The organism is Enterobacter soli (assembly GCF_964208575.1).
GTDB classification, from domain to species: domain Bacteria; phylum Pseudomonadota; class Gammaproteobacteria; order Enterobacterales; family Enterobacteriaceae; genus Enterobacter; species Enterobacter soli_A.
This window is the reverse complement of sequence record NZ_CAXOFU010000008.1, coordinates 46,375-68,894: the sequence shown is the minus strand read 5'-3', so window position 1 is coordinate 68,894 and position 22,520 is coordinate 46,375. Positions and strand designations below refer to the sequence as shown.

Here is a 22,520-nt window from a genome sequence, read left to right as displayed (position 1 = left end):
AATTATTTGGTCAGTTCGGCGGTCATGTGAACGCGGTTGTTGAACTGCGCGCTGGTGATTTTATAAGAAGCACCTTCCTGCGCTGCCTGAGCGGCAATTTTCGCTTCTGCACGGTCAAGGGTAGAGGCGGTGGCGCTCACGCTTTGTGCGAAAGAACCGAAAGAGATCAGAGAAAGAGCGGCAACTGCAACGAAAGTTTTGATGGATTTCATGGTCGTATTCCTTAAGTGTTTTGTCTTGGATAGGGCGTGTTGCCCTGATGTGATAAATCATAGTCCGACCACGGCGTGATTAAAATCGAAACAATTTGCGGATATCATTCAAATAAATTGAATGCGTTTGATCATTTAGTGCGGAAATGTATCAGAAGGGAAAGGCGATCAGCTCAACGGCGTCTGGCGTGACTTTCACCATCGACCCTTCGCTGTGCCAGGCGCCGAGCACCACGCGGTGGGCGGGCTCGCCGTTGGCCGTCAGGCTGTGGACGTCCGGGCGATGGGTGTGCCCGTGGATAAGCCACTGCACGCGGTGTTTTTCCATTACGTCGACAACCGCCTGCGGGTTAACGTCCATAATGGTCATCGATTTGCTGCTGTTGGCGGCCTTGCTGCCCGCCCGCATTTTCGCGGCGATGCGGCTGCGGATAAACAGCGGCAGGGCCAGAAACAGCGTCTGGATCCACGGGGTGTGAACCTTGGCGCGAAACGCCAGATAGCCGGTGTCGTCAGTGCAGAGCGTGTCGCCGTGCATAATCAGCAGCTTGCGGCCATAGAGGTCGAGCACCTGCTCTTCCGGCAGCAGTATCATGCCGCTTTCGCGGGCGTAGCGCTTGCCGAGCAGGAAGTCACGGTTGCCGTGGATGAAGTAGCAGGGGACGCCGGAATCGACCAGCGACGTGATGGCGGCGGCCATTTCGCGGTGCAGCGGATTGGGATCGTCGTCGCCGATCCAGGCTTCAAACAGGTCGCCAAGGATGTACAGCGCATCGGCGCTTTTCGCTTCACCGCGTAAAAAACGCAGAAAACCGGCGACGATCGCCGGTTCTTCTGTTTGCAGATGCAGATCTGCAATAAAGAGTGTCGCCACGAATTACTCGCTGACGGTCACGCTTGTAATTACAACGTCTTCTTTAGGAACATCCTGGTGCATACCGCTGCGGCCAGTAGAAACGGCTTTGATCTTGTCAACAACGTCCATACCTTCAACCACTTCTGCGAATACGCAGTAGCCCCAACCCTGCAGGCTTTCGCCGGAGAAGTTCAGGAAGTCGTTGTCAGCTACGTTGATGAAGAACTGTGCGGTTGCAGAGTGAGGCGCCTGGGTACGGGCCATTGCCAGCGTACCACGTGTGTTTTTCAGGCCGTTGTTTGCTTCGTTCTTGATCGCTTCTTTCGTTTCTTTCTGGTTCATACCAGGTTCGAAACCGCCGCCCTGGATCATAAAGCCGTTGATCACACGGTGGAAGATGGTGTTGTTGTAGAAACCTTCGCGGCAGTAGTCCAGGAAGTTTTTAACTGTTTCAGGCGCTTTGTCATCAAAGGTCTTGATTACGATATCGCCATGATTAGTGTGGAAAGTAACCATTTTTGCATCCTGTTCCGTTATTGTGGTGCGTCGACCCCCATTCGGGTCACATATAGGGGCTTGTTATAGCATAACCACAGGATGCGATCACCTTGCATTGTGTGCTGCTTCGGGTTTGAATTACGGGTAGAATAATCGGTTTTCGTCCACACACGTGTTTACATGGAATCTTCGATGTTAAAAATCTTTAATACAATGACGCGCCAAAAAGAGGAATTTAAACCTATTCATGCCGGGGAAGTCGGCATGTACGTGTGTGGTATTACGGTTTACGATCTCTGTCACATCGGCCACGGCCGTACCTTTGTTGCCTTCGACGTGGTTTCTCGCTACATTCGCTTCCTGGGGTACAACCTGAAGTACGTGCGTAACATCACCGACATCGACGACAAAATCATTAAACGCGCTAATGAAAACGGCGAAAGCTTCGTGGCGCTGGTCGACCGAATGATCGTCGAAATGCACAAAGACTTTGATGCATTGAACATCCTGCGCCCGGACAGCGAGCCGCGCGCGACCCACCATATTCATGAAATCATCGATATCACCGAGAAGCTGATCGCCCGCGGTCACGCCTACGTGGCGGATAACGGCGACGTGATGTTCTCCGTCCCGACCGATCCGGCCTACGGCAAGCTCTCCCGTCAGGATCTGGACCAGCTCCAGGCCGGCGCGCGCGTTGACGTGGTCGACGTGAAGCGTAACCCGATGGACTTCGTGCTGTGGAAGATGTCGAAAGAGGGCGAACCAAGCTGGCCGTCCCCGTGGGGCGAAGGCCGTCCGGGCTGGCACATTGAGTGTTCTGCCATGAACTGCAAGCAGCTGGGCAAGCATTTCGATATTCACGGCGGCGGTTCGGATCTGATGTTCCCGCACCACGAAAATGAAATCGCGCAGTCTACCTGCGCCCACGGCGGCGAGTACGTTAACTACTGGATGCACTCTGGGATGGTGATGGTTGACCGCGAGAAGATGTCGAAATCCCTCGGCAACTTCTTCACCGTGCGCGACGTGCTTAAGTATTACGACGCAGAAACCGTGCGCTACTTCCTGATGTCAGGCCACTATCGCAGCCAGCTTAACTACAGCGAAGAGAACCTGAAGCAGGCCCGCTCGGCGCTGGAGCGTCTGTACACCGCCCTGCGCGGTACCGACAAGTCCGTGGCGGCGGCCGGCGGCGAGGCGTTTGAAGCGCGCTTTATCGAGGTGATGAACGACGATTTCAACACCCCGGAAGCCTATTCCGTGCTGTTCGACATGGCGCGCGAAGTGAACCGTCTGAAAACCGAAGATATGGCGGCGGCGAACGCGCTGGCCTCCCATCTGCGCAAGCTCTCTTCCGTGCTCGGCCTGCTGGAGCAGGAGCCTGACGCGTTCCTGCAAAGCGGTGCGCAGGCGGACGACGGTGAAGTGGCTGAGATCGAGCGGCTTATCAACGCGCGTCTGGAAGCGCGTCAGTCAAAAGACTGGGCGGCGGCAGATGCGGCGCGTAACCGCCTGACCGAGATGGGTATCATTCTGGAAGACGGCCCGCAGGGGACGACCTGGCGTCGTAAGTAATTTTACCCTCTGCGGTCGGGTGCCCTCACCCCAGCCCTCTCCCACAGGGAGAGGGGGCAAACATTAAAAACGGCAACCTCGGTTGCCGTTTTGCTTTTATCACGCCGACTCCCGCGCAATAAGCTGCCCGGACAGCGTAATCCGCTGCGTTTGCAGCTCCGGCTCTTTCAGCTTGCGGATGATCAGACCCGCCGCCTGACGCCCGGTCTCTTCGCTCGCAGAGGAGACATAGGTGAACGACGGGGAGGTGAGATTGACGTGAAGCATATCTTCAAACCCGACCAGCGCGACCTGCTGGGTTAAAAACACGTCTTTCCCGACGGTGCGCCCAACCTGGTGAATGCCTGAAATCGAGCCGATCATGGCATCCGGAGAGTGGCAGAGCAGGGCGGTGATGGTGTTGTTCTTTTCAAGCAGTTGGCGGGTCACCGCCCCTGCGGCCTGGGTGTCGTCGCTGCACGCGGGGGCGGCTTCTTCGCGGTTGACCAGCCCGTATTGCGCCATCGCGCTGTGAAAACCGAGCAGGCGCTGCTCGCGGATAAGACAGCCTTCGCGTCCGCCAATGTAGGCGATGTTGCGGTGGCCGCGCTCAATCAGATAGCGGGTGGCAAGGTTCGCCGCCTGGCGGTTATCGCGCATTACCAGGTTGCACGGCTCGTTTAGCAGCGACTGCGACACCACCACCAGCGGCAGCGGGCACTCGCGGATCTGCGCGGGTAGCGATGAGGTTCGGGTGTCCGAGGCCAGATAAATGACCCCGGCAACGCCCTGCTGTTTGAAGGAGAGCAGGGTACGCTCCAGATGGTCACGATCGTTCAGCGGCTGGCCGAGAAAGACCATAAACCCTTGCTTTTCCAGCTCCTGAACGATGCTCGCCATCACCTTGATGGAAAAGCTGTCGCTGAAATCGCGCAGGATCAGGCCGATGAGATTAGAGGTGTTGGCGCGAAGGTTGGCGGCAGCGGTGTTGTGAACGTAGCCAAGCGTATTGATGGCAGCATGAACTTTCTCAATCGTTGCCTCTGAGATTTTCCCTTTCTGGCGCAGCACCAGCGACACGGTGGAAACCGACACGCCCGCCTGCTTTGCCACATCAATAATGCTGACTTTCTTCAAAACCGCTCCCTGAAATTTGCTGATTATCAGCCAGATAAAACACGTCTTCCAGAGTACAGAAGACGTGTCGTTCCGGCATCTTATTATTTGCCGATCATGGTGGACATGGTCTGGGCGATAAACTGTGCTCTTGCACCGAAAATCACCTGGATGCCGTTGTCGCCGACGAAGACCACGCCGCGCGCGCCCAGCCCGTTCAGGCCATCTTTATCCACCTCATCGCTTTTCGCGACTTCCAGACGCAGACGGGTAATGCACGAGCCGACGGAGTCGATATTCTGCGCGCCGCCGAGCAGGGCGATGATTTCGGTCGCGAGTTCGGTGTCGGTTTTGTCGTTGGCGTTGGCGGTCACCTCGGTGCGGCCCGGCGTTTTCACGTCGAAGCGACGGATCACGAAGCGGAACGTGAAGTAGTAAATCAGCGCCATCGGAATACCAATAATAATGGCGCTCAGGAAGTTGGTCTGATAGCCGTTAAACGATGGCAGAATGCCGAACGACAGGTAGTCGATAAAGCCCGCGGAGAAGGATTTCGCGATATGGGCATGCAGCAGGTACATGGTCATGTACGCGAGGCCCGCCATGATGGCGTTAAAGACGTACAGGATTGGCGCAACGAAGATAAAGGTGAACTCAACCGGCTCGGTGATCCCGGTCAGGAAGCAGGTGAGCGCCGCGGAGAACAGAATACCCGCCGCGATTTTCTTATTTTTGGTGTGCGCTTCGTGGTACATCGCCAGACAGGCCGCAGGCAGCGCGAACAGCATCAGCGGGAACTCGCCCTGCATGAACTTACCGGCATTCTGGTAGGTGTCGCTGCTGAAGGATTTCACTCCCTCTTCCAGCATTTTGAACCAGATGGTCTGATCGCCGTGAATAACCTGGCCTGCCTGGGTGGTGTAATCCCCGAAGGAGTACCAGAACGACGGATACCAGATATGGTGCAGGCCGAGCGGGATAAGGGCGCGTTCAACCAGGCCGAAGATAAAGGTCGAGGCCGCCTGGTTATCGCCGTTCACCACCACGGAAAGCGCGTCGATGCCGGACTGAATATGCTGCCAGACGTACGGCAGCAGCAGGCCGAGCACGAAGGAGAGAAATGCGGTGGCAATGGCGACAAAGCGCTTGCCCGAGAAGAAGCCGAGGAATTCCGGCAGCTGCATGGTGTGGAAGCGGTTATAGCACCAGGCGGCGAGAATGCCGCAGATAAGCCCGCCGAAGACGCCCATTTGCAGGGTCGGGATGCCGACCACCATCGCGTATTTTCCGCCCTGAGAGGCCATCTCCGGGGTGATGCTCAATACGGTACTGATGGTGATATTGGTGACAAAGACCGACACCGCCGCCGACAGCGCGGCAATCCCGGATTCAGACGCCAGCCCCACGGCAGAGCCGATGGCGAACAGCATGGGGAGGTTATCAAAAATAACCCCGCCCGCGTTCATCATCAGCGGCAGGTGGAATTTATCCCCGAAGGCCAACAGCAGGCCCGCGGCAGGAAGCAGTGAAATTGGCAGCATTAACGCGCGACCAATCATCGATAACTTAGACAGCGATTTAACAAACCCTGATATCAGACTCATGCTGATTTCCCCCGAGAAGCGCTTTTTAAGCGCCGTTATTGTAAGTAGAACGTTTTAGTAGAACGTTCTACTTATCGTGAGGAAAGCGTGAAAAACGTGCAACAAGATTTTCATCCTGGAGCAGATGAAATAGTGATTATTTGAAGTTGATCGATAATTAACCGTGATGGTTATGGGGGATTTGAAACGTTTTGCCCGGTGGGCTTAGAGATCCCCCACACAAACTGTGGGCACGGACAACTCCCTCTCCCTTTGGGAGAGGGTTGGGGTGAGGGGGAACATACGGCTCGGGTGGTTGTTCCGTTCACCTTACGTTCCCTGCTTCTCTGTTATCACAACACTTGTGAACGTGTCAGGGCGGCTCAGTCGCCGCCGCCCTGACAACCCGGGCTCCCGGCAAGAAAATCGTCGCTTCGCGATGTCCTCAGCGTTTGCTCCAGGCTAATCGGGGGCGGGCGGATGAAACGTCCCTGTAAAGCCGCCCTCGACGCGCATCCATGCGCGTCGCCCCGGCCTTCCGTAAACGCTTCGGCGATTTTCAGCCGGAACAGGGCGCCGCTGTAAGCCTGTTAGTTCAATGAAAACGCGAATCGCATCGAGGGATAAACATCAGAGGGGAACCCTCTCCCGTGGGAAGAGGGTTTTAAGAGGGGCTCAGGCCGTCACGGTCACGCTCTGACCTTCAAAACTCACGGTCTGCCCTGCAACAATCTTGCAGCGCTTGCGGGTTTCCACCGCCCCGTCGACCTTCACCAGCCCGTCGGCAATGGCGATTTTGGCCTGCGCACCGCTTTCGCTCCAGCCTTCCAGCTTCAGCAGATCGCACAGCTCAACGTGCGGGTGTTTACCTAAAGAAAAAGTGGCCATCTTACGCGTCCTCTACGTCGTGATACTCCTCGCATGCCTGCAAGGTATTCTGAATTAATGTGGCGACCGTCATCGGGCCTACGCCGCCCGGCACCGGGGTGATGTAAGACGCGCGCGCGGCGGCATCTTCAAACACCACGTCGCCGACCACTTTGCCGTTTTCCAGACGGTTAATGCCGACGTCCACGACAATCGCGCCCTCTTTGATCCACTCGCCAGGGATAAAGCCCGGCTTGCCGACTGCCACGATCAGCAGGTCAGCGTTCTCTACGTGGTGGCGCAGGTTTTTGGTGAAGCGGTGGGTCACGGTGGTGGTGCAGCCCGCCAGCAGCAGCTCCATGCTCATCGGACGGCCAACGATGTTGGAGGCGCCAATCACCACGGCGTTCAGGCCGTAGGTGTCGATGTTGTAACGCTCGAGAAGGGTCACGATACCGCGCGGGGTACATGGACGAAGACGCGGCGCGCGCTGGCACAGGCGGCCTACGTTGTACGGGTGGAAACCGTCGACGTCTTTGTCCGGCGCGATACGCTCCAGCACCTTCACGTTGTCGATGCCCGCAGGCAGCGGCAGCTGAACCAGAATCCCGTCGATCTCTTTATCGGCATTCAGGGTGTCAATAAGTTCCAGCAGTTCTGCTTCGCTGGTGGTTTCCGGCAGATCGTAGGAGCGGGAGACAAAGCCCACTTCTTCGCACGCTTTGCGCTTGCTGCCGACATAAATCTGCGAGGCCGGGTTGCTGCCAACCAGCACAACAGCCAACCCTGGAGCGCGTTTTCCGGCCGCTGTGCGCGCCTTCACTTTTTCCGCAACCTCAGAGCGCACCTGCTGCGCAATCGTTTTACCGTCAATAATCTTTGCTGCCATCAGAGAGATGATTCCGTCTGTAACGTTTGAAAGGGGGGATTGCCTATATTTTGTCAGAAGCGAGCGCCGCTGTCAGTCACCCATTGCGAGATTTCCACAACGGCAGCTAAACCCACTGGATTAGCATGGACAATTTCCTAGGAATGATTAGGACGTAGCCTGGCTAAATCGCAGCGTTTTTACATATTTAAATATTTATTCCTGCGCTACTTTGTTGGCTCTGAAATAAGCCTTCAATTACACGATTGAATGTATTTCTAATTCCCGATTTTCAACGGGAAGGGTATTTTACATTTTAAAGGAATAGATATGAAATTCAGCAAAATTGCTTCTACCGTTATTGCTTCGCTGGCACTGGTTGCGGGCGCAGCTTACGCAGAAGATACCACTACACCTGTTTCCGTAAATGGCGGTACTGTTCATTTTAAAGGTGAATTAGTCAATGCGGCCTGTTCAGTAAATACCGAATCTTCCGAGCAGACGGTTAATCTTGGTCAGTACCGTACCGCTAAGTTCACCAAAATTGGTGACACCACGTCCAATATTCCATTCAACATCGTTCTGAATGACTGCGATCCGCTGGTGGCTAAAACCGCAGCCGTAGCCTTCACCGGTCAGCTGGATGCAACGGACAAAACTCTGCTGGCCGTGACCTCCGGCAGCAACGACAACACCGCGAAAGGTGTTGGTATCGAAATTCTGGACAGCAAATCCACCACGCTGACCCCGGACGGTGCAACCTTCTCTGCGGCGCAGAACCTGATTGAAGGCACCAACACCCTGAGCTTCACCGCGCGCTACAAATCCACGGCGGCGACCACTGCGCCAGGCCAGGCGAACGCGGACGCTACCTTCGTAATGAAATACGAATAAGCCTGTTTAACAGGGAGGTTATCGGCCTCAGGGATGAGGCCTGTTAGCGAATGTCGGGAGCGAAGGATGACAAGGACCGGGATACTGCTGTTGGCCCTCTTTAGCGCACCCTCAGCGGTGGCGCATACCGTGGTGGTGGATGGCGGAAAAGTTCACATCAGAGGCGAGCTGGTCAACGGCGGATGTGCCGTGGCGCCGGACAGCCAGAGTATGCGTATCGACATGGGGCAGTACCGGACTAACGCGTTTTCCGGCGTGGGCAGTTTTTCTACCGTCAACGTCCCGTTCACCGTGCGGCTGCTTGATTGCAGCGTGGACGTGTCGCGCCTCGTTGGCGTTCAGTTTCAGGGTGTGACCCCCGCGGAAGATCCGCAGGTCTTTATGGCGACCTCCCGGCCTGGCGAAAACCCCGTCAGCAGCGGCGTGGGGCTGGCGCTGTTCGACGAACAGCAGCGTCAGATTATCCCTAACGCGACGGCGGTTAGCTGGTTGCCCATTAATACCAGCGAACTGGTATTTCATTTCAGCGCCCGCTATCGGGCTATTTCCGAACATCTTGTGCCAGGCAATATTCAGTCGGATGTCTGGTTTACGTTGATTTATCCCTGATGCCCCCTGGCCTGCGAGCAAATAACGAAAGGTATTGTTGTGATGAGCACCCTATTTAAACCCGGACTGATTTTCTCACTTATTTTGCTGATGGTTTCGGCATCGGCAAATGCCTCCGGCGGTATCGCTCTGGGGGCGACGCGCGTTATTTATCCGGCGGATGCCAAACAGACCTCGCTGGCGATCACCAACAGCAATAAACAGGAACGGTATTTAATTAACGCGTGGATTGAAAACGCGAACGGACAAAAAGAAAAAACCTTTGCCGTGACCCCGCCGCTGTTTGTCAGCGAGCCGGACAGCGAAAACACCCTGCGCATTATTTACGCCGGGCCAGCGCTGCCCGCCGACCGCGAATCGCTGTTTTTCATGAACGTGAAGGCGATCCCGTCGGTGAACAAGGCGCATCTGGAGGGCAACAACGTCCTGCAGCTGGCGATTTTGTCGCGTATCAAGCTGTTCGTGCGCCCGGGCAATCTGGCGATGCAGCCGGAAGAGGCGCTGTCTCATCTGCGCTTTGAACGGGCGGGAAATCACCTCAAGGTGAGCAACGCTTCGCCGTACTACATCACCCTGGTGAATATGAAGCTCGGCGGGCAGACGCTGGAAAACCTGATGGTGGCCCCGAAAAGCTCGGCGCAGCAATCGCTCCCGGCAGCGGCGGGCGGCACTCTCTCCTGGCAGAGCGTCAATGACTACGGCGCCATTACCCCGGCGCGTAGCGTTAACCTGTGAGCAGAGTCAGGGCGATGAAAACTCAATGGCGTTACTGCCCGGTTGCTCTGGCGCTGATGGCGGCGCTCTGGCCGCTGGACGGACGGAGCGAAAGTTATTTTAACCCTGCCTTTTTGTCAGACGACGCTCAAAGCGTGGCGGATCTGTCGCGCTTTGAGCAAGGCCATCAGCAGGCGCCGGGGATCTACCGCGTCGATATCTGGCGCAACGACGAATTTATTGGAACCCAGGACGTGCGCTTTGAGCAGGCCACCGAGAAAACGCCGCCCGTCGCCGGGGGGCTTTCGGCGTGTATCACCCGCGCGATGCTTGAGCGTTTCGGGGTGAATTTTGCCGCGTTTCCGGAACTGGCGAACGCCCAGGGCGATACCTGCGTTCCGTTAACGAAGGCGCTGCCCGGCAGCGAAGTCGTCTTTAACTTTGCCTCCCTGCGCCTTAACGTCAGCCTGCCGCAGGTGGCGATGCAAAACAGCGTGCGCGGCTACATCCCGCCCGACCAGTGGGACGAAGGGATCCCCGCCGCGCTGCTCAACTACAGCTTTACCGGCAACCGGGGCAGCGACGACGACAGCTACTACCTGAATCTGCAAAGCGGCCTGAACTACGGGGCCTGGCGTCTGCGCAACAGCGGCGCGTGGCGCTATACGCAAACCAACGGCGACAGGCACAGCAGTTGGGAAAATATTGGCACCTGGGCGCAGCGCACCGTGATACCGCTCAAGAGCGAGCTGGTGCTGGGCGACAGCAACACCGGTAACGACGTGTTTGACAGCGTCGGTTTTCGCGGCGGGCGGCTCTACTCCTCCGACAGCATGTACCCGGACAGCCTTCAGGGCTACGCGCCAACCGTGCGCGGTATCGCCCGCACGCCGGCCAAGGTGGTGATACGCCAGAACGGCTATGTGATTTACCAGAGCTACGTCCAGCCGGGCGCGTTCGCCATTACCGACCTGAACCCGACCTCATCAAGCGGTGACCTGGAGGTGACGGTTGAGGAAAAAGACGGCAGCCAGCAGCGCTATACCGTGCCGTATTCCACCGTTCCGCTGCTCCAGCGCGAGGGTCGCTGGAAGTACGATCTGGTGGCGGGGGATTACCGCAGCGGGAACAGCGAGCAGGACACGCCGTTCTTTACCCAGGGCACGCTGATTGCGGGCCTGGCCGACGGCTATACGCTCTACGGCGGTACGCAGCTCGCCTCGCGCTATACCGCGCTGGCCATCGGCGCGGGAAAAAACTTCGGCGACTGGGGCGCGGTATCGCTGGATATCACCCACGCCCGCAGCCAGCTTGCCGACGACAGCCGCCACGAAGGGCAGTCTTTGCGCTTCCTCTACGCGAAATCCCTCAACGGATTCGGTACCAACTTCCAGCTGCTCGGCTATCGCTACTCCACCAAAGGCTTTTACACCCTCGACGACGTGGCCTGGCGTTCCATGGAAGGCTATCAGTACGGCGACAGCAAGGATGAGGACGGCGTACCGGACGTGCAGAGCTATCACAACCTGACGTGGAATAAGAAGGGGCGCTTCCAGCTCAATATCTCCCAGTCTCTCGGCGATTACGGATCGCTGTATGTCTCCGGCAGCCAGCAGAGCTACTGGGGCACCAGCGAATCGAACGTCTGGTATCAGCTCGGCTACGCCGGAGGATGGCAGGGGATTAACTATTCCGTTTCATGGTCGTGGAACAAAGCGGTGGGCATTGAGGGTACGGACAGGATCGCGTCGTTCAACGTATCGGTGCCGTTCAGCCTGTTTACCCGCCACGGCTACCGTCGCGACAATGCCATCGACCGCGCTTACGCCACCGCCTCTGCCAGCCGCAATAACAACGGCGACAGCAGCTGGCAGACCGGGGTGAGCGGCACGCTGCTGGACGATCGCAACCTGAACTACAGCGTGACGCAGGGCCATACCAGCAATAATGGCAGCAGCGGCAGCGCCAGCGCCAACTGGCAGGCCACCTACGGCACGCTCGGCGTGGGCTACAACTACGCGCGGGATCAGCACGATCTCAACTGGCAGCTTTCCGGCGGGGTCGTGGGGCATGAAAACGGCGTCACCTTCAGCCAGCCGCTGGGGGACACCAACGTGCTGATTAAAGCCCCTGGCGCCTCCGGCGTCAGCGTCGAAAACCAGACCGGGGTGAAAACCGACTGGCGGGGCTACGCGGTGATGCCTTACGCCACGGTGTATCGCTACAACCGTATCGCGCTGGACACCAACACCATGAGCAACAACACCGATATCGAAAATAACGTCAGCAGCGTTGTGCCGACCAAAGGCGCGCTGGTCCGCGCCAGCTTCGATGCCCGCATCGGCGTGCGCGCGCTGCTGACGGTAAAACGCGGCGCGCAGCCGGTGCCGTTTGGCGCGGTGGTGCGTGAAACCCAAAGCGGCGTGACCAGCATGGTGGGAGACGACGGGCAGATTTACCTGAGCGGTCTGCCGCTCGAGGGCGAGCTGCTGATCCAGTGGGGCGAGGGGATGCAGTCCCAGTGCCGCGCGCACTACCGTTTACCGCCTGAAAGCGAGAGCCAGGCCATTACGATGGCAGGAGCACGCTGTGAACGATAACAGGAACCGAATGATGAGATTTCCCCGCACTCTGTTAGGCGCTGCGCTGCTGTGCGGCGCGCTGCCCGCGTGGGCGACGGTGTGTCAGAACGCGGACGGCGTGGCGAAAGACATTTCTTACGACCTCTCCAACGTCTTCGACAGCTCCAACAACAAGCCAGGGCAGATTGTCACCCTGGCGCAAAAGTCCGGTCTGGTGGGGGTTTACGCTATCTGCCCGAAGGGCACTTCCGGCAAAACGACCATGCGTAGCTACGTGACCGATTTGCCCGTTACCACCGAGATCGACAGCTACAAGTACGTGAAGCTCAACGATTATCTGGATGGCGCGATGCAAATCCACGATGACTTCGCCGGGACGTTCTACCCGCCGGCGAACTACATCCAGATGGGGCAGCACCCAAACGTGCCGAACAACAAAGCCTTTCCGGTCACGGATTCGAAGCTGGTCTTCCGCCTTCGCGTGACGCGGCGGTTCATCAATATGGTGGTGATCCCGCGGCAGACGATGTTTAAGGTCTACGTCACCACCACCTCTGGCGATCCGCTCAGCACGCCGGTGTACACCATCAGCTACAGCGGGACGATTCAGGTGCCGCAAAGCTGTGAAATCAACGCCGGTAAGGTCGTGGAGTTTGATTTTGGCGAGATCGGGGCTTCGCTGTTCAGCCAGGCCGGCGCCGGCAACCGACCGGACAGAGTCTCGCCCCAGACCAAATCCATCGCCATCAAATGCACCAACGTGGAGGCTAACGCCTATCTGACGATGCGTATTGAAGCGGAGCAAGTCTCCGGCAACGCGCTGGTGTCCGATAACCCGGACCTGGGGTTTGTGGTAGCCACCCAAAGCGGTACGCCGCTGACGCCCAACAACCTGACCAGCAAAATTCCGTTCCGTCTGGACGATAGCGCGCAGGCGCAGGTGGCGATCAGGGCCTGGCCGGTGAGCATTACGGGGAATAAGCCTGCGGAAGGGCGTTTTACCTCTCGCGGCTATTTGCGCGTGGACTATGAATAAGGGAGGCGCGATGCGGATCTGGAGTAAACCACTGCTGCTGGCGACGCTGGCGATGGCGAACGTGAACGCCCACGCCGCCACGGCGCTCGGGGAGATCAACATTGAGCTGTATGGCCACATTGTGGACTTCACCTGCGTGGCCGAGGGCAGCGACAGCGATAAAACCGTGACGCTGGGCACCTGGCCGACCAGGCAGCTCAAGACCGCCGGCAGCCGGACGCAGGCGATGCCCTTCACGCTCAAGCTGACCGGATGTCCGCCCGGCGCGGCGTCGATTACGTTTTCCGGCAAACCGGACGGCAGCGACAGCAGCCTGCTGGCGCTCAATGATACGAGTCAGGCGAGCAGCGTGGCGGTGGAGATCCGCGACCGCGACAAGACGCGTCTGCCATTGCAGCAGGCGAGCCAGACGGTGACGGTGGATGCGCAGGGAAATGCGGAGCTGGCGTTTTACGCAAATTATATTGCGACGGCAGATAACCCGCAGCCGGGTAAGGCTGATGCCGATGCGACCTTCATGATTAATTATAATTAGGGCTGACCGCACTCCCTGCAACTCATATAAGTTGCAGGGAGTGAATTCAGGTTATAGCAGTTCGTGGGCTTTCGCATAATCAATTAACTCAACGATGCTCTGCACGCCCAGCTTGGAATAAATATTGGATTTATGAGCACTTATTGTTTTGTTACTTAACAACAACTGCTCGGCGATTTCTTTATTTGACATACCGTTTGCCAGATAGCGCAGTACCGTTACTTCGCGGTTTGATAATGGCATATCCATCGGCATTCCTTTACCTGTCCCAATGTGATTTATAAAGCTCAAGGTTTCCGTCGGGAAAAAGGAATAGCCCGTCAGTAACATTTCAACGGCATTATAGATCTCGCCTAAATCTTTTCGTTTACTGACAAAACCATTGGCGCCTGCGCGAATAGCGCGTCCGGCATAAAATGCTTCTGATTTTGATGAGAGGAACAGAACCTTAATGTCTTTATTTAAGTTCCTGATTCTCTTAAGTAATGTAAAACCGTCGGTGCCGGAGAGTTCGATATCCAGGATCACCAGATCGATAGGGTGGTTGCGGATGCAGTCAAGAACCTCATGGCTGTCGCCTGATTTCAGTTTGACCACGATGTTTTTATTTTTCTGTAGCAGGACTTCTATCGACATTCTGACGATAGGGTGTTCGTCCATAATGATAACGGATGCCGGTTTCATTTGTTATGCCTCAGATTGTTAAACGCGTTATGCTGAGTTTTGTAAAAACTCACGAAATGCCGGAAGGATAATTATGCAGATCCTTATACGGTAGTAATTCCCTGGAAGAGCGAAAGCATCCTTGTTAACGTAGCGATAAAAACAGTGCCATTTGACAATTAATTAGTGCAAATGGCGGTGACAAAAAAGTGTTTTCTTATTCATCTTTGAAACACATCTTATTATACCGTGTAAGTTTTCTCCGAAAAGCCTGTAAATTATTTACAACTTATTCTCATGTATTATCTTCTGGATCCTCAGAGGTATTATTTTAAATTTGGTTGAATTATCCCTCTATTCCATTTACTGCAATTTATCATCTTCATGTAATAACAAAAAATAACATATAGCGCTATATGTTGATCATTTGTTAATTAATAAAACGTGAAAAATGGGATGGGTGTTCCTGATGTGAACGGTTAGATCAATTAGGAATAGTTGTAATTTCGCATATTTTGTTAAATTAAACATTAATTTAACAAAATTAGTAAGAAAATTCTTAAAGGTCTTTAGGAATTAAGCAGTTAGTTGCTAAGTTAAAATGTAAATTCTGAAAAATTATTCAGCAGGTGCAAAAGCTCCTGGCGATGATTCAGCCCAAGCTTTTTTAGGATGCATCCCAGACGATAGATGATGCGGCTGTAGGGGCGATTCTGGAGCAGCGCAATTTCCCGCAGCGACTTTCCCTGAGATAAAAGCTGAATCACGGGCCACTCGTTGCGGGAGAACCATGCCTTATTGCTGTGGGGAAACGGATGCGCCTCAAGAAGCCCTTGCCGTATGGCCTGGGCGGGAAGCTGGCGTTCCAGAAGGTGAAAGGGGCCCGCCGCCGCGCAAAAAAGGCGGGCGTCGTGGTTTTTAGCCCCGATCAGCAGGTGCGGGGTGAGAAAGGGGGCATAGAGGCTCTGCCTTCGAAGCTTGTCCAGCATATCGATAAGCGTGATGGCGCGGCTGTCGGTATCGACCAGCAGTCTGGCCGTAGGCCAGTGATGTAGGGCGCTAAATGCCTCTTCCAGCGTTTCACAGTCAAGGCACTGATTAAGGGGCGCCTCCCCCTGCAAAAAACCCGTGCGCAGAAAGTTATCCTGCGTGACCAGAACGAGAAAGGGGGCATCCGTTTTACGTGTCTGATTTATAGACTGACTCAAATACTCGAGGCGGTCGAAGAAAGGGGGAGGATACGGCGACTGTGCAAATCCCAGCGAATCACTTCCTGTTCTACGCCGCCGGTAACGGCGTACGGTCATTCGCATAGCTTCCCTCTCGGCGATGACGGATTACACCTCCGGCCAATACCAGGATGGCCATAAATACCCCTGGCCCAGCCCTGCTCCTGCCTGGAGCGCGTATGCGCGATCCTGCTCTGTCTCAATGCCTTCAATAAGCACTTGCCCGGCAACCTGCGAGCAAAGCCCCACCAGTGCAGCAAGCGCGGAGGTGGCGCGTAACCGCCAGAATGCGTCCTTATCGATTTTGATGCCGCATAAGGGTAGCTGGCAGGATAAAAAAGGCCGGATTAATGCTTCATCAACATCATCCAGCCAAAGGCGGTGACCCTGCATCGTTAACAGCTGCAGGCGCTGGGTCACGCATTCGCGGAGCCCCGCCGACAGGCTGAAAAAAGAGGCCGGCTCAACCAGCTCAATATTCAGCGGCGGGCTTTTTACGTGCAGAAGCCGCTGAAACAGTTCGCTTACCGTTAATACGGTTATCGGCAGATTGATAAAAAGGTTACTGACGCTATGGACGTTTTTAAGCGTGGCAAGTTGCGCTTCAAGCAGCATAAGCGACTGAGCGGCGGATTGATCGCTGAAAAAGCGTTCATTTTGCTGGTGTGATGTGAGCACGCTCAGCACTTCTGCCCCAAGGGTACGAGAAGTGGAGAGATCAACGATGGGTTCCAGTTTGATACCGATGATGTCGTGAGAAAGCTGCTGCAAGCGAGAGGGAAGATATGTCTGGTTTTGCGTTGTCACTCCGTTGTCCTGTTGTCTGTCTGTCCTGGACATAGTGTGACGACGGGAAACAGAGGAAAACAGCAGGCGTTACTTAAATGCGGCTAAGCCTTTTCGCAGCGATGAAATCGGTAACAGAATGCGCACAAATGTTGAAAAAACAGACGTATTTACAGTCAGGTAGCGGGGATTGGCAGAGAAGAGGGGCAATCCTGCCAAAAGGCATTGACTCACCTGCCATTGACCGTATAATTCCACGCATTTCACCACCGCGAAGTTCACTCTTCTCAGTGCGCCCTTAGCTCAGTTGGATAGAGCAACGGCCTTCTAAGCCGTAGGTCGTAGGTTCGAATCCTACAGGGCGTGCCATCTCAGCTGTACACTGACTAGCGTTCATTAACTCCTTATGTTTGCCGTGGCGGTAGTTGTAACCAAAGAAGTGCCGCACAGAGGCGGCATCTTTCTCATGATTAAGCGATGGCTCGACCTGACGACCGGCCTTCCAGATAATTAATAAGTCGCTTGCCTGTCCTGTTTCCAAATGCCTCAATAGTTTTATACGTAATTGTGGCTATACCATAAACGACACCAAATGTGGTTACGCATAATAACAGGTAAGAAATGTATTCATTGCCAACACTATTCTTAATCCACCATGTAACAGGAGACAATAAATAAACAACGGTTGGATGGACAAGATACATTGAGTAACTTATTTTTCCTGAGAAAATTGAAAAGTTGTTTACGATTGCTTTTGGCCTAAATGCCAGTAGTCCAATGATAAGTATGGAAAATATGGTGGCCTTAATAAGGTTAGCATCATAATTTTTTTCAACGAAATTATTGTTGTAGCACACAACCAGGAAAGAAATGATACTTATCAACACCATTGCCATTCCTTTTGACCGACTTAACCATCCAGAGGTCATGGCATCTTTGTAAACATTGTAGGTAATCATTCCGATAATGAATGCCGGAGCATGGCGTACGACTGTTGTATTATAGAATAATAAGGTGGCTTGATTATCACCCATTTGACTTAGCAACACTTGTTTAATTATTTCTCTGAAAATTAAAGCTACTCCAAGAACTAAAACAGAGCTTAATAAGGTTTTGGAGTATTTATAGATGATTGGGAATACAACATAGAAGGCCATTTCAACCCCAATTGTCCACCCAGCCCATGCAATGCTGCTTTGTTTGCCCGGAATAAAATTGAAGATAAAAAGGATATTGTTCATTATGTCCTGTGGCGTGTTCACAACATTGAATATGTATATATTTCGTATTATGGAAACCGCAAGTATAAAGTAGAAAAGAGGTGCAATCCTAAAGAACCTACGGATAAAGTAGTTCCTTACATGTTTGGTTTCTGTGGCAGAGCGCGAATCCATTGACATACAAAGCGTAAAAGCGCTCAACACAAAGAACAAGATGACCCCAGAGCCGCCATTGTTAATTATCGGCAAAATGAATGACGGAGGGTTGAAAGCAGGCCATGTCACATGTCCTATGTGGTACAAAACGACGTAAAATGCAGCTATACCCCTTAGCGCATCTATAAAATCAATCTTCTTTTGCATGAAACCTACATTAATCGTTAAATTCGGAGAGATCTTAAGTTTATCATTCAAGAAGCGCTCGATCGACCTGCACAGTGATAACGCCCTTAAACCATCTCTCATTGCGTGGCCTTTAAGCTCGTGGCTGCTGAGCTATAACCAGCTCTATCTGGCGCTTCCGGTGGAGATCTAGCGCTCAGGCGGCAGCGAGAAAGATCTCGGGCCGCTTTTTATGCTGGCCTCGCTTCTGATCATTACCCTGCAGCTTCCGCTCGCGCGTTTCGCCCGCCGAAAAGTCGCGATCAGGATCCTCCCGGCGGTTTTTTTACTTCTCTCCGCAGCCTTTGCCAGCGTGGCATTGTTTGCCGCCTCGCCCGCGCCGGAAGGCTGGCTGCGTCTTCTGCCATCTATCTGCATGGTGACGCTGCTGACGCTGGGGCAGATGCTACTGGTGCCTGCGGCAAAGGATCTGATCCCTCGCTTTGCCGAGGAGTCGACGATGGGCGCGCACTACGGCGCACTCGCTACCGCCGGAGGCATCGCGGTGCTTGCTGGGAATATGGCGTTTGGTCGACTGCTTGATAACGCGCTCATCCCCGCAACGCAGGCCCTTTACCCTTGGATGCTTCTGACGTTGTTTCCATTGTGCAGCGCCGTAGCAATGGTACTGATTTGCCGCCCGTTTCAGAAAACCCTTGGATGACCCGCGGGCATTTTTTCTCTCATCGGATATTTTTTTATTATCCCGATTGATCATTGCATGACCGGGAAATAAAACTTACCGTCCATTTCAAAGAAGGAAAAGGCATGTCTGACAGGGATTTATCCAGAATGGGCGCGGCGAGCGTCGTGCTGAGCGGCCAGCAGGTTATTGAAAAGCACCCCGTCAGCGCGGTGGAAAGGGCTTTTTATCAGCACGTCGCCCCGGAGCTTAAGCTGGCGGGGATTAACACCCCAGCGCTTATCTTCCTCGACGTTCCTCTGCGAAAGTTAAGGCTGGAGTTTATCCCTCACCCGCTGGAGCAGGCAGATGTCGCGAGCGATGAGGCATTAGCGATGCTCGGTCGCCTGCACCGCTATCCGCCCCATCCTCAGTGGCTTTACCATCCGCATTCGTGGCCAGCGCTGGCGCTGGAAAAATCCCTTAGTCTCCTGCAGTTACCGGAGATTAGCGCCCGCCAACTGCGTTTTTTCCAGCAACACAGCGATAGTCTGTTTAGCTACCCGGGGCTGATTTCCGGCGACAGCAACGCCGGAAATTGGGGGCGGAGGGAGAGCGGAGAGCTGGTGCTGTTCGACTGGGAAAGGTTCGGTACGGGTAGCCAGGCTATCGATCTGGCGCCCCTTATCAAGGGCATGGGTACGCAGCCGATGTTTGTCGACCTTGCGGAACGCTACTGCCGGTTAACGGGTCATTCCGACCCTGGTGCGCTGGCACGAGAAATTGCGCTGGCGAAAGCATGGATTGTCACCGAAGTGATCGTGCTGCTCGACGCGCGGGAAAAGGCGGCTTTTTCGCTATATCAGGGCTGGTATAAAGAGCATCTTCCCGGCTGGCTGGACGCCGTGGTGGGGATGATTTGATGGGCGCCGGAAGAGCGACGCTGATGCGGAGTAATGAACATTCGGAGTTACCACCCGGTAACTCCGAAAGCGAAATTACAGCGGGGAGAAATCCTCAACAACATGCTGGAAAACGTAAGGATCGGAGAGGAGCTCAAATTCTTCGTCATCAGGATAGGTGACGGCTACGTGATAATTTTCCCCGGCAAACGCCTTTACCGACTCGAGATCCTGCCAGTAGGTCGCCAGGAAAAAATGCTCCCAGCTATCCTGCGTCTCCCTGCGAACGAACGCGCCTTTATTTCCCGGTATGCTCCTGGAATGGTCAACTCCCGTTTTCTCAAGGTGCTTCGCAAAGCCTTCCGCATGCTCAAGCGGAACACAACCGTGCCAGGTTCTGACAATCATTAGCTTTCCCTCTTGTGTTGATGTAGGGATAACCTTATCACCGCAGGGGCGCTCAGTGTGACTTAAGGCCATTTTCCTATTAGTCGACGTCGATTGCTTCGGTCGGTTGTTTTGTTTTTTTTGGGGGAGGTCGGGTGTTTTTTTGTCCGCTTTGTGCCAGGAGCAGATGTTGAAGATGAAAGCCTCGGTCCAGTACCACTCAGCAATACAATACCCAGAGATTATTTCTGTTAACATGTGGTTATTAATTGACCTTCCAGGTGGAATCATAATGTCTCAAATGACCCTCCATTTTCTGAATGCTCAAAAAAAACTAACCACTCACTGTGAATGGCTTCATAAAAGCCTGGCTGGTACATACGAACGAGCCATAAGGGTGATGCAGATCCCTGAGCTGGATGTTGTGATTAAAGCGGGTAAATTTGTTATCCCGGAAAAAGGGCATCTCGGATTTTGTCCGGAGGTTGGCGTTGTGTATTTGACTGTTGATCCTGATAATCCCGCATTCTACAAGAATGAGGCGCAATCCCTTGAACGGATGTTTGCACATGAACTACACCATGCGGCGAGGTGGGCTGGGCCGGGATACGGTTTAACTTTGGGAGAAGTGATGGTGTCGGAAGGGCTTGCTGGGCACTTTTCTCTTGAGCTTTTAGGAGGCGAACCTGAGCCATGGGAAAGCCTTAAATCAGATGTTGTTCAGCACTATAGTTCACTAATAAATGAAAACTGGCATCGCACTGATTACGACCATAATGAATGGTTTTTCGGCGCAGGGAGTTTACCCAGATGGTTGGGGTATACCGTAGGATTCAGCTTGGTTTCCAGATACCTTACAACATTCCCACATTCGAAGGCTTCAACGCTGGCGAACATAAATGCAGAAGACTTCAGGGGATTTATTTGAAAGAGCAGATGCTTAATTATCATCGAGCTCAATATTTTGAGCATTAGAAAAAGTAGTACATTCCGCTCTTCGCTCATAGCTGCATCCAGCCGCAGAGCTTGTGCCCGATATTTATCAATCAGTATCTCCCTACCGCCAGTGCGCTGCTGGTGACAAACAATACAAGAGATTTTGAGCGGGCGCCGGGGTATGGTGCTGGAAGACTGGGTGAAGTAAATCGCTCTCTTCAGATTGATTTCGGTGAGTTTGACCTAAAGAAACTTATCCCGTAGCAAAGCTAATGTCAAAAAGCGTAGCCGCTGACACTGCTAACTCTTTTGCTTTTTCCAAAGGTTGGCGACGATTCTTTAATCATGTCCGAATCAGCGAATTATTAAACCCATGTCCATAATGCTTTAATGGCATAGTAAGTCAGACGTAAATTTAATAGATCCGGTTTAAATGCATTAATTACTCGTAACTGTTGCATGAAGAATCCAATAAAGTTTACCTGCATAGAGGCTTCGTTTGGGGGCAGGAATAATGTAATGCTGTAATGCAAACGGGATATCCTGAGATCCTTCACCGATATTATTCAATTGGTTATTAGTGCCAAAATTTCTACCTGTATTGTTTCTGTCAACTAACTGAAGGAAAACGTAGGGGTTATAGCCAGAGAAACATCCTGGCATGGCATCACAGCCATAACGACGACAGCGCGGGGACGCCGTCATGAGCACAGGCACCGTACATTTGATTGTGACCTGCACGCGTCGCAAAACGGTGGCTGCAGTGGCAGGTGGCTTCCCAGCCAGTGGATAACAACCTGTAGGTGTGATCTGTTAATTTTTCAGGGGCCCGTTCAAGGGGACTGCTTGAAAACGGAATATATCATTCCCTGTTGAGACATCTCTTACAATAATAATGAAAATTGCACTTAAGTTGCATAAAAATCTTGCTGCATGTCATTGTTATAGAAGGTTAAAAATCCAAAATCATGAAAATATTGATCAATATCAATGAGTTACGATTTGATGAATGCCAGTTGTCATGCTAAACCTAATTAAAGTTTAATAATGTCTTAGGAAAATGCATGATGTCATGGCGAGTATTAAGTTCTGTAATTTGCCCTAATACTGGAATTGTCTATTCTAATATTGTAGGTTTGAAATTAATTAGATTAATCATTTGGTATGAAAGTGACATTTATCTATTGCCAGGCGACAGAATACATACGGTTAAAAATGGCATTTTTATTAATGGGGTTTTTAGTCAGATAACTCTCTATAATGTTGCTCCTTATAATGAATTCATTTGGAATGAGATTAAGAATAAAATGGCATGTCCTTTTAATAAGAGTTTAGATTCTGAAATGTGTTCATATTCTGTTCATTGTAACGCGCGAAGATGCCCACACGGTTTTGAAACCAATCCTTTAATAATAAGAGTGAATAAGGATTAATTCTGATGAAATGGCAAAATTAAAAAAGCGTTTC

Annotated in this window: 22 protein-coding genes, 1 tRNA gene and 1 pseudogene; 12 read left to right on the top strand and 12 right to left on the bottom strand. The window is 53.4% G+C overall.

Annotated features, from left to right (window positions below; all coding sequences use genetic code 11):
- Positions 1-2: 2 nt before the first annotated feature.
- The 3 genes from AB6V08_RS10410 to ppiB all read right to left on the bottom strand — a co-directional run bounded on the left by AB6V08_RS10410 (position 3) and on the right by ppiB (position 1,584).
- Positions 3-212 (bottom strand): YdgH/BhsA/McbA-like domain containing protein, encoded by a 210-nt coding sequence (locus AB6V08_RS10410; protein WP_234674915.1) that lies wholly within the window; start codon positions 210-212, stop codon positions 3-5.
- Positions 213-363: 151 nt separating this feature from the next.
- Positions 364-1,086, bottom strand: coding sequence for a UDP-2,3-diacylglucosamine diphosphatase (gene lpxH / locus AB6V08_RS10405; RefSeq protein ID WP_368542587.1), 723 nt, complete (start codon positions 1,084-1,086; stop codon positions 364-366).
- 3 nt (positions 1,087-1,089) lie between these two features.
- Complete coding sequence (gene ppiB / locus AB6V08_RS10400; protein WP_010428247.1) at positions 1,090-1,584, bottom strand: peptidylprolyl isomerase B; 495 nt, start codon at positions 1,582-1,584, stop codon at positions 1,090-1,092.
- Between the two features lie 174 nt (positions 1,585-1,758).
- Between ppiB and cysS the strand changes: the two genes are divergently transcribed.
- On the top strand, positions 1,759-3,144 hold the full coding sequence (cysS, locus tag AB6V08_RS10395) for a cysteine--tRNA ligase (RefSeq protein WP_368542586.1): 1,386 nt from the start codon (positions 1,759-1,761) through the stop codon (positions 3,142-3,144).
- 99 nt (positions 3,145-3,243) lie between these two features.
- Here cysS and malI read toward each other — a convergent pair whose 3' ends face one another.
- The 4 genes from malI to folD form a co-directional block, all read right to left on the bottom strand.
- Positions 3,244-4,260 carry a Mal regulon transcriptional regulator MalI gene (gene malI / locus AB6V08_RS10390; RefSeq protein WP_368542585.1) on the bottom strand — a complete coding sequence of 339 codons (1,017 nt, stop codon included), beginning with the start codon at positions 4,258-4,260 and terminating at the stop codon, positions 3,244-3,246.
- An 83-nt stretch (positions 4,261-4,343) separates the two neighbouring features.
- Positions 4,344-5,843, bottom strand: a complete 1,500-nt coding sequence (locus AB6V08_RS10385) for a PTS transporter subunit EIIC (protein ID WP_368542584.1) — start codon at positions 5,841-5,843, stop codon at positions 4,344-4,346.
- 654 nt (positions 5,844-6,497) lie between these two features.
- Positions 6,498-6,710, bottom strand: coding sequence for a ribosome-associated protein YbcJ (gene ybcJ / locus AB6V08_RS10380; protein ID WP_004143016.1), 213 nt, complete (start codon positions 6,708-6,710; stop codon positions 6,498-6,500).
- A 1-nt stretch (position 6,711) separates the two neighbouring features.
- The gene (folD, locus tag AB6V08_RS10375) at positions 6,712-7,578 is read right to left on the bottom strand and encodes a bifunctional methylenetetrahydrofolate dehydrogenase/methenyltetrahydrofolate cyclohydrolase FolD (RefSeq protein ID WP_112011366.1); all 867 of its coding nucleotides are present in this window, start codon (positions 7,576-7,578) and stop codon (positions 6,712-6,714) included.
- A gap of 309 nt (positions 7,579-7,887) precedes the next feature.
- On the opposite strand from folD, the gene fimA reads away from it, so the two are divergent.
- The 6 genes from fimA (at position 7,888) to sfmF (ending at position 13,927) form a co-directional block, all read left to right on the top strand.
- Positions 7,888-8,451 (top strand): type 1 fimbrial major subunit FimA, encoded by a 564-nt coding sequence (gene fimA / locus AB6V08_RS10370; protein WP_368542583.1) that lies wholly within the window; start codon positions 7,888-7,890, stop codon positions 8,449-8,451.
- A gap of 66 nt (positions 8,452-8,517) precedes the next feature.
- Positions 8,518-9,060 (top strand): type 1 fimbrial protein subunit FimI, encoded by a 543-nt coding sequence (gene fimI, locus AB6V08_RS10365; protein WP_368542582.1) that lies wholly within the window; start codon positions 8,518-8,520, stop codon positions 9,058-9,060.
- A 42-nt stretch (positions 9,061-9,102) separates the two neighbouring features.
- On the top strand, positions 9,103-9,795 hold the full coding sequence (fimC, locus tag AB6V08_RS10360) for a type 1 fimbria chaperone FimC (RefSeq protein ID WP_368542581.1): 693 nt from the start codon (positions 9,103-9,105) through the stop codon (positions 9,793-9,795).
- A 14-nt stretch (positions 9,796-9,809) separates the two neighbouring features.
- Positions 9,810-12,374, top strand: a complete 2,565-nt coding sequence (locus AB6V08_RS10355) for a fimbrial biogenesis usher protein (RefSeq protein WP_368542580.1) — start codon at positions 9,810-9,812, stop codon at positions 12,372-12,374.
- Between the two features lie 10 nt (positions 12,375-12,384).
- Complete coding sequence (gene fimH / locus AB6V08_RS10350; protein ID WP_439649874.1) at positions 12,385-13,392, top strand: type 1 fimbria D-mannose specific adhesin FimH; 1,008 nt, start codon at positions 12,385-12,387, stop codon at positions 13,390-13,392.
- Between the two features lie 10 nt (positions 13,393-13,402).
- On the top strand, positions 13,403-13,927 hold the full coding sequence (gene sfmF / locus AB6V08_RS10345; protein ID WP_439649873.1) for a fimbria assembly protein: 525 nt from the start codon (positions 13,403-13,405) through the stop codon (positions 13,925-13,927).
- A 51-nt stretch (positions 13,928-13,978) separates the two neighbouring features.
- Here the strand turns inward: sfmF and fimZ are convergent, their stop codons facing one another.
- From fimZ to AB6V08_RS10330, 3 genes are all read right to left on the bottom strand, one after another.
- Positions 13,979-14,611 (bottom strand): fimbria biosynthesis transcriptional regulator FimZ, encoded by a 633-nt coding sequence (gene fimZ / locus AB6V08_RS10340; protein WP_368542579.1) that lies wholly within the window; start codon positions 14,609-14,611, stop codon positions 13,979-13,981.
- Between the two features lie 575 nt (positions 14,612-15,186).
- Positions 15,187-15,903 carry a helix-turn-helix transcriptional regulator gene (locus AB6V08_RS10335; RefSeq protein WP_368542578.1) on the bottom strand — a complete coding sequence of 239 codons (717 nt, stop codon included), beginning with the start codon at positions 15,901-15,903 and terminating at the stop codon, positions 15,187-15,189.
- A 24-nt stretch (positions 15,904-15,927) separates the two neighbouring features.
- Complete coding sequence (locus tag AB6V08_RS10330; protein ID WP_368542693.1) at positions 15,928-16,590, bottom strand: EAL domain-containing protein; 663 nt, start codon at positions 16,588-16,590, stop codon at positions 15,928-15,930.
- Positions 16,591-16,897: 307 nt separating this feature from the next.
- Here AB6V08_RS10330 and AB6V08_RS10325 point away from each other — a divergent pair.
- A tRNA-Arg gene (locus AB6V08_RS10325) sits at positions 16,898-16,974 on the top strand.
- 101 nt (positions 16,975-17,075) lie between these two features.
- Here AB6V08_RS10325 and AB6V08_RS10320 read toward each other — a convergent pair.
- Complete coding sequence (locus AB6V08_RS10320) at positions 17,076-18,188, bottom strand: acyltransferase family protein (protein WP_368542577.1); 1,113 nt, start codon at positions 18,186-18,188, stop codon at positions 17,076-17,078.
- 112 nt (positions 18,189-18,300) lie between these two features.
- Here AB6V08_RS10320 and AB6V08_RS10315 point away from each other — a divergent pair.
- Together AB6V08_RS10315 and AB6V08_RS10310 are read left to right on the top strand one after the other, a co-directional pair.
- Positions 18,301-18,870: pseudogene (locus AB6V08_RS10315) on the top strand (MFS transporter); the annotation flags it as partial.
- A 104-nt stretch (positions 18,871-18,974) separates the two neighbouring features.
- Positions 18,975-19,751 carry a phosphotransferase gene (locus AB6V08_RS10310; protein WP_368542576.1) on the top strand — a complete coding sequence of 259 codons (777 nt, stop codon included), beginning with the start codon at positions 18,975-18,977 and terminating at the stop codon, positions 19,749-19,751.
- 75 nt (positions 19,752-19,826) lie between these two features.
- Here AB6V08_RS10310 and AB6V08_RS10305 read toward each other — a convergent pair whose 3' ends face one another.
- Positions 19,827-20,138, bottom strand: coding sequence for a hypothetical protein (locus AB6V08_RS10305; RefSeq protein WP_368542575.1), 312 nt, complete (start codon positions 20,136-20,138; stop codon positions 19,827-19,829).
- 271 nt (positions 20,139-20,409) lie between these two features.
- On the opposite strand from AB6V08_RS10305, the gene AB6V08_RS10300 reads away from it, so the two are divergent.
- Both AB6V08_RS10300 and iraM read left to right on the top strand, forming a co-directional pair.
- Complete coding sequence (locus AB6V08_RS10300; RefSeq protein ID WP_368542692.1) at positions 20,410-21,045, top strand: DUF2268 domain-containing protein; 636 nt, start codon at positions 20,410-20,412, stop codon at positions 21,043-21,045.
- A 1,072-nt stretch (positions 21,046-22,117) separates the two neighbouring features.
- Positions 22,118-22,486 (top strand): anti-adapter protein IraM, encoded by a 369-nt coding sequence (gene iraM, locus AB6V08_RS10295; RefSeq protein WP_368542574.1) that lies wholly within the window; start codon positions 22,118-22,120, stop codon positions 22,484-22,486.
- Positions 22,487-22,520 lie beyond the last annotated feature (34 nt).

What these genes read in the sequence shown, in the direction of transcription:
- sfmF (WP_439649873.1), top strand. Translation starts at nt 13,403, where the DNA reads ATGCGGATCTGGAGTAAACCACTGCTGCTGGCGACGCTGGCGATGGCG.
- AB6V08_RS10410 (WP_234674915.1), bottom strand. Translation starts at nt 212, where the DNA reads ATGAAATCCATCAAAACTTTCGTTGCAGTTGCCGCTCTTTCTCTGATC.
- ppiB (WP_010428247.1), bottom strand. Translation starts at nt 1,584, where the DNA reads ATGGTTACTTTCCACACTAATCATGGCGATATCGTAATCAAGACCTTT.
- AB6V08_RS10310 (WP_368542576.1), top strand. Translation starts at nt 18,975, where the DNA reads ATGTCTGACAGGGATTTATCCAGAATGGGCGCGGCGAGCGTCGTGCTG.
- fimZ (WP_368542579.1), bottom strand. Translation starts at nt 14,611, where the DNA reads ATGAAACCGGCATCCGTTATCATTATGGACGAACACCCTATCGTCAGA.
- AB6V08_RS10320 (WP_368542577.1), bottom strand. Translation starts at nt 18,188, where the DNA reads ATGCAAAAGAAGATTGATTTTATAGATGCGCTAAGGGGTATAGCTGCA.
- iraM (WP_368542574.1), top strand. Translation starts at nt 22,118, where the DNA reads ATGATGTCATGGCGAGTATTAAGTTCTGTAATTTGCCCTAATACTGGA.
- fimA (WP_368542583.1), top strand. Translation starts at nt 7,888, where the DNA reads ATGAAATTCAGCAAAATTGCTTCTACCGTTATTGCTTCGCTGGCACTG.
- fimI (WP_368542582.1), top strand. Translation starts at nt 8,518, where the DNA reads ATGACAAGGACCGGGATACTGCTGTTGGCCCTCTTTAGCGCACCCTCA.
- AB6V08_RS10385 (WP_368542584.1), bottom strand. Translation starts at nt 5,843, where the DNA reads ATGAGTCTGATATCAGGGTTTGTTAAATCGCTGTCTAAGTTATCGATG.
- AB6V08_RS10305 (WP_368542575.1), bottom strand. Translation starts at nt 20,138, where the DNA reads ATGATTGTCAGAACCTGGCACGGTTGTGTTCCGCTTGAGCATGCGGAA.
- ybcJ (WP_004143016.1), bottom strand. Translation starts at nt 6,710, where the DNA reads ATGGCCACTTTTTCTTTAGGTAAACACCCGCACGTTGAGCTGTGCGAT.
- folD (WP_112011366.1), bottom strand. Translation starts at nt 7,578, where the DNA reads ATGGCAGCAAAGATTATTGACGGTAAAACGATTGCGCAGCAGGTGCGC.
- cysS (WP_368542586.1), top strand. Translation starts at nt 1,759, where the DNA reads ATGTTAAAAATCTTTAATACAATGACGCGCCAAAAAGAGGAATTTAAA.
- fimC (WP_368542581.1), top strand. Translation starts at nt 9,103, where the DNA reads ATGAGCACCCTATTTAAACCCGGACTGATTTTCTCACTTATTTTGCTG.
- fimH (WP_439649874.1), top strand. Translation starts at nt 12,385, where the DNA reads ATGATGAGATTTCCCCGCACTCTGTTAGGCGCTGCGCTGCTGTGCGGC.
- AB6V08_RS10355 (WP_368542580.1), top strand. Translation starts at nt 9,810, where the DNA reads ATGAAAACTCAATGGCGTTACTGCCCGGTTGCTCTGGCGCTGATGGCG.
- AB6V08_RS10300 (WP_368542692.1), top strand. Translation starts at nt 20,410, where the DNA reads ATGTCTCAAATGACCCTCCATTTTCTGAATGCTCAAAAAAAACTAACC.
- AB6V08_RS10335 (WP_368542578.1), bottom strand. Translation starts at nt 15,903, where the DNA reads ATGCGAATGACCGTACGCCGTTACCGGCGGCGTAGAACAGGAAGTGAT.